The organism is Caballeronia sp., assembly GCF_028292365.1.
In the GTDB taxonomy this organism is placed as follows: Bacteria; Pseudomonadota; Gammaproteobacteria; order Burkholderiales; family Burkholderiaceae; genus Caballeronia.
Genome location: NZ_JAQGMM010000660.1, coordinates 1 through 5,364, shown reverse-complemented (window position 1 = coordinate 5,364; position 5,364 = coordinate 1). Strand labels below are relative to the sequence as shown.

At 59.9% G+C, this 5,364-nt stretch carries 5 protein-coding genes and 1 pseudogene; 2 read left to right on the top strand and 4 right to left on the bottom strand.

The features are described 5' to 3' along the window. A partial coding sequence (locus JWR14_RS37945) for a substrate-binding domain-containing protein (RefSeq protein ID WP_299719888.1) occupies positions 1 to 736 on the bottom strand: 736 nt, incomplete at its 3' end. 262 nt (positions 737 to 998) lie between these two features. On the opposite strand from JWR14_RS37945, the gene JWR14_RS37940 reads away from it, so the two are divergent. Both JWR14_RS37940 and JWR14_RS37935 read left to right on the top strand, forming a co-directional pair. Then, a complete protein-coding gene (locus tag JWR14_RS37940) occupies positions 999 to 1,871 on the top strand; it encodes a LysR family transcriptional regulator (protein WP_299719887.1) in 873 nt (290 codons plus the stop codon). 203 nt (positions 1,872 to 2,074) lie between these two features. Next, positions 2,075 to 2,809 (top strand): DUF2968 domain-containing protein, encoded by a 735-nt coding sequence (locus tag JWR14_RS37935; protein ID WP_299719886.1) that lies wholly within the window; start codon positions 2,075 to 2,077, stop codon positions 2,807 to 2,809. 120 nt (positions 2,810 to 2,929) lie between these two features. On the opposite strand, the gene JWR14_RS37930 is transcribed toward JWR14_RS37935, so the two are convergent. The 3 genes and pseudogenes from JWR14_RS37930 to JWR14_RS37920 all read right to left on the bottom strand — a co-directional run. After that, the gene (locus JWR14_RS37930) at positions 2,930 to 4,081 is read right to left on the bottom strand and encodes an MFS transporter (RefSeq protein WP_299719885.1); all 1,152 of its coding nucleotides are present in this window, start codon (positions 4,079 to 4,081) and stop codon (positions 2,930 to 2,932) included. Further along, positions 4,078 to 4,884 carry a DeoR/GlpR family DNA-binding transcription regulator gene (locus JWR14_RS37925; protein WP_299719883.1) on the bottom strand — a complete coding sequence of 269 codons (807 nt, stop codon included), beginning with the start codon at positions 4,882 to 4,884 and terminating at the stop codon, positions 4,078 to 4,080. The genes JWR14_RS37930 and JWR14_RS37925 overlap by 4 nt, the downstream gene beginning before the upstream one ends. Positions 4,885 to 5,084: 200 nt before the next feature. Next, positions 5,085 to 5,336, bottom strand: a pseudogene (locus tag JWR14_RS37920) (succinylglutamate desuccinylase/aspartoacylase family protein); the annotation flags it as partial. Positions 5,337 to 5,364 lie beyond the last annotated feature (28 nt).

Sequence of the window (5,364 nt, the reverse complement as noted above, 5' to 3'; positions counted from 1 at the left end):
CAGCCACCGCGCCGAGTGCCATGTTGTCGTTGCCGCACAGCAGCGCCTTGATGTTCGGGTTCGCGTTCAGGATCTGCGATGCCACCGCATTGCCCTTGTCGATTTCCCAGTCGCCGGATTGCAGCGCAACAACCTTCATGCCACCTGCTTGCATCGCTTGCTTGAAGCCGGCTGTGCGTTGCTGCGCGTTGGTGGTGGTCGACACACCTTCGATAATGCCGACTTCATCGCCAGCCTTCAGTTTCTTGGCCAGGTAATCGCCGACCAGCCTTGCGCCTTTCGCATTGTCCGGGCCGACGAACGGCACGTTCAGGTCTTTCGACTTGAGCACGTCCGGATCAAGCTGGTTGTCGATATTCACCACGATGATCCCTGCATCCACGGCCTTCTTGATGACCGGAACGAGGGCTTTCGAATCAGCCGGGGCGATCACGAGCGCATCGACCTTCGAGACGATCATCTGCTCGACAATGCGAATCTGGTTCGCGGTATCGGTTTCGTCCTTGATGCCGTTCGAGATGAGCGTGAACTTGCTCGCGTTGTGGGCCTGATAGTCTTTGGCGCCGGTTTCCATGGTGAGGAAGAACTCATTGGCGAGTGACTTCATCACGAGGGCGACGACGGGCTTTTTCGCCGTTTGAGCGAATGCCGACGAGACAGGCAACAGCGAGAATGCGGCGAATACTGCGGTGGCAGCGAGTACGCGGCGCCGTGCTGGGTTGGCCTTGCGGGTCATAGAGTCTCCGTTAGTTAGTTCGCTCTTCGGTCTACTGAGGGAATAGCCGTCGAGTCGTTTCGTCAGTTAGGCAGTTAATCGGTTAGTCGCTTGGTCAGTGTGAAAGGCCATGCTTGTTGCCGCATCGCTTTAAGCCAATACGTGAAAACCCGATGCATGAGCCGTAGCGTAAATCAAGCGGCAATCCAGCCCATCCGGGTCTAATGCTATCCTCGCGATTCGCGATATGCTACGTCTAAAATCGAAAGCGAGCGTTTCAAAAATGGAACACGTTGACTGGGACGACCTGCGGCTTTTGCTCGCCATCGCCCGCGAAGGAACCATGAGATCAGCGGCTGCGGCATGCGATCTTAGCGCGGCAACGCTGTCGCGCCGCTTGACTGAGCTTGAAAGAAGATTAGGTGAACCCCTGATTGACCGCGTGCCTTCCGGCTGCGCAGTCACGGCGTTTGGGGAGCGAGTGCTCGCATGGGCCGAGCAAATGGAGGCCCTCGCGCATCAGATCGAACGGGCCGGGGATGTCACGGGTTCTCATGGTCTTGAAGGCACGGTCAGGATCAACGCAGTCGAGTGGATGTCCTACATCCTGATGAAGTTACTGGGCTCGTTCCAGGAAAGATTTCCCGGACTGGCCATTGAAGTCCTGACCTCGCAGCAACCGTATAACCTCGCCCGGCGCGAAGCGGACATTGCCATCTGGTCGGAATGCCCGGACGAGGGTGACCTGTATGTACGCAGGATCGGCAAGGTCCGCTTTGGTTTATATGCGTCGCGGGACTATTACCTGCGTCACAAGGTAGCTATCAAGAAGAAGGAATGGAGCAAGCTGTCCTTCGTCGGTTACGACGAGCGCCGGGGGGACCATCCCGCGGCTCGCTGGCTCAAGACGTTGCCGGGCGCGCCCACGCCGAGCCTTCGCAGCAGCTACGTACTGGGCGTATTCGATGGCGTGCTGGGCGGCTCGGGCCTGGGCGTGCTCGCGCAACTGGCAGGCGACACGACCAGCGATCTGGTCTGCATTGAACCGCATATCAGGGAGCTGGACCAGGATGTATGGATGGTCTTGCACCCGGCGCTTCGCGGCAGCGAGCGCATACGGGCGGTGTCGAATCTGGTCGCCGATATTTTCAGGTGACTTGGGGCTTGGCGGCGAGAGCCTTGCGCTTAGCCTCGCGGGTTTCGACATATGCCGCAGCAGGTTCGCTGAACCCAGCGATTATCCATTGCTTTGAGTTCCATTCAAAGAACACGATTTTTGAATGTGACCAACCAATATCGGGGCATTCTATCTGCCATAATCCGGTCGGTTTCGCTTTGTTCAAAGAACTCGGAAATTCCATGAAATACAAAAATAAATGGCGGCACGGGGGTGTTCTGTGGGCGGGCGCGGTGGTCTGCACGGCGGCTTGCGCCGCAATCACTGCAACAACTGCACTAGCGGCAATGCCTGCGGGGCAGGATTCGTCGGCAGCATCGGGAAATGCGCTTGGCGACGCGAGTGCGCGGCGCGGCTTGCTGGCCAATGGCGCGGCAGACGAGCCGCAGGCGCCGGGGAATGGCGCTAACGGCAGCATTACCGAATTGCAGCAGATGATCCGCGACGGCAAGGTAATGGAAATGCGCACGACCTATAACGGCAGCTATGGCGCGAGCATGTTGTTCTACCCGGACCAGATGACGTATTACGTCGCGCTGTTCCAGCAAAAGAAGTTTTGGCGCGTGATCAAGACGCAGACCGATACGCGTGCCGAAGCGGTTTATGCGGACTTCGCGAAGTCGACGGCCCAGCTGGCCGCTTCGGAAATCAGTCGCGAGAAGCTGCAGGCTGAAAACGCCTTCGCGGATCGCCTGATTGCCTTGCAGCAGAATCGGGCGAACCGCTTGCAGGCGGATGTCGACGTGGCGCGCGCGCAGCAAAGTCAGGTCGTCGATCGTCAGGCGCAACAGCAGGCAGCCATTGTCACGTTGCGGGCGCAGCAGGACGCGGCTCAAGCTGAATTGCGTGCCTTGCAGACCAAGGTGCAGGATCTTCAGCGTCAGACGGATGGCGACTTGATGCCGATGTCGCAGTGACTTTCTTAAGCGGTAAGGGTTGAAGGCGCGCCGCATTGCGTCAGCAACCCTGCCTGACAAAACCCTAAGTCCGTTGACCCGCGCCAAAGGGAAACCAGCTACACAACAGTGCCGCAGCATTTAAAACGCCTGTTTGACGCCTGCCCGGCTCACGGCTTTGCCACCCACCAGACAGACGATCACGACGGCTAGCAAAAGCGCGCATAACGCGAGCCGCAACCCCAGGAAACCTGCGCCCAGTCCAATCAGCGGCGGTCCCACCAGAAAGCCGGCATAACCTGCCGTGGCGGCCATGGAAACACCGACGGCTGGTGTTGTCGTTGAGCGGCCCGCAGCGCTAAAGATTACCGGCACGATGTTAGCCAGGCCGATTCCCACCAGCGCAAACCCCACGCAAGCGGTGACCACGTTGGGATACCCAAGCACTAGCGCCAAGCCTACGGCTGCGATAAGCCCCCCACAAGCGACTACGACGCTTGCGCCTAAGCGTCGAACCGATACATCGCCGACTACGCGGCATGCAGCCATCGCGAAAGCAAACGACGAATAGCCGAGTGCTGCTGCGCTCGCTTGCGTGTCGAGTGCCGAGCGTAAGAACACCGCGCTCCAGTCCGCCACCGCGCCTTCGACCAGCATGCAGAGAAAGGCGAGTGCGGCGAGTTTCATGACGCCCGCGCTAGGCAATACAAAACCACTAGCCGACGTCAGCACCCTAGGTCCAATATCCCGCAGCGCGAGTACGGCGCTGGTCAAAATAAGCGCGCCGATAACAACATCGGGCAGCAATAATCCGCCCATCGAGCCGATACCGTTGGCCTGAAGCGCCGCGCCCCCCGCCGCGCCTAGCAGACCGCCCATGCTCCAGGCCGCATGAAAGGACGACATGATCGGCGCCCGCCATTCGCCTTCGATCGCGCTGGCGTGTCCGTTCATCGACACATCGAGTGCGCCGTTCGCAGCACCTAAGGCAAAGAGCACGACGCATAACAAAGCGAAGTCCGGGACCAGCGCAGGCAAGGGCAATGCAACCACAAATGCAATGCCCAGGAATGCGGTGACGCGGCCGCTTCCAAAGCGCGGCGCCAGTCGGCCCGCAAGCGGCATGGCGACAATTGCGCCCAATGCAAAACAGAACAGCGCGATCCCGAGCGAGGTATCGCTTAGCGATAAAGCTTCCTTGATTCGCGGGACTTCGACGGCCCACGCGCCAATGCCCAGCCCGTTAGCGAGAAATACCGCGGTGGTGGCAATACGCTCAGCGACTGGTCTCATGATTGAGCCCCTGCACGAGCCACGATCACGTTGCCGCAGATTTTTTCGAACTCGGTTAGCCGTTGCGCGGCGATATCCGCCTCCACGATCAGATGCTCGACGCCGGAGCTTGCCACTACAAAAAAGGGCGCCGCAGTCATCAGTTTCTCCGACGTCATCGCAATGGCGACCTGACCGCTCGATTTGACCATCGCGCGCTTAAGCTCGGCTTCCTCCGCCTCGAACGCAGCCACGCCCTCGTCCGGGTCCATGGCGCACGCGCCGAGAAAACACAGGTCGGCCTTGATCTGCTGGACTTGCAAAAGGGCAGTGGACCCGAGAGACCCCGCTCCACGCGCGCTCATCCGGCCGCCAATCAGAATGACGTCGAAGCCGGGACGATCGAGCAAACGCGAGCAGGCATCGGGGGAGTTGGTCACGACGGTCAGGCCGGCGTTATCCGGAAGCGCCGCCGCTATAGCGACGTTGGTCGACCCGGCATCGAGCAGGATGATCTGCCCCGGCCGCACGATGGACGCCGCCGCAACGGCTAGTTGGGCCTTTCGATCAGCCGCTTCGCGCAGGCGGGTGGACCCGGCCGGCGCAGCGGGCGAGATCAGCAGCGCACCGCCATACACACGCTTGCAATGACCCGCGTCCGCCAGATCGCGCAGATGGCGGCGAATCGTGTGCTCGGAGGTGTTGAATTCGAGCGCGAGTTCGGCGGCCAGCACTCGGCCGTGCGTTAGTAGCCGGTCGAGGATCAGCTTCGCGCGTTCGTCGGGAAGCAGCCCGTCTACGGCATCACGCCGGGTTCTTTGCATGGTGTCGGTCTCAGTCTGGATTTATTCGTTCATCGTCAATCGATCGTAAGTGAGCATAAATTATCATGAACGAGCGAACGTAGGCAAGGGATTTGATGTCCGTTTTTCGTGGCCGACGTGCTCGCATTCACTGCGACCTAACAGGCTGGGAGATTTGGATGCCATCATGTGATTGGCTTAATCCAGCCCTTTTCTGTGGCTGGTGGTGCGGCCAGCAGCGTCGGCAGATGATCGAACGACGCACCGCCCGAGTGGATATCGAAGACGAAATCGGCGCGGGGAAACAATTCGGTGTCCACATAGTGCGCAATCATCTCCGTGACGGAGCCATCGCGATGACCCGGGAAGATCCGGTTCATATTCGCGCCATCAATAGGCGAGGTCCGCCGCCCCGCGAGAAATGCAGGAAAGTTGAGACCCGGCACGACGATCAGGCGGCCGCTGATTTGCATGTGCCGGTCTGAACGCCTTCCTGCTCAA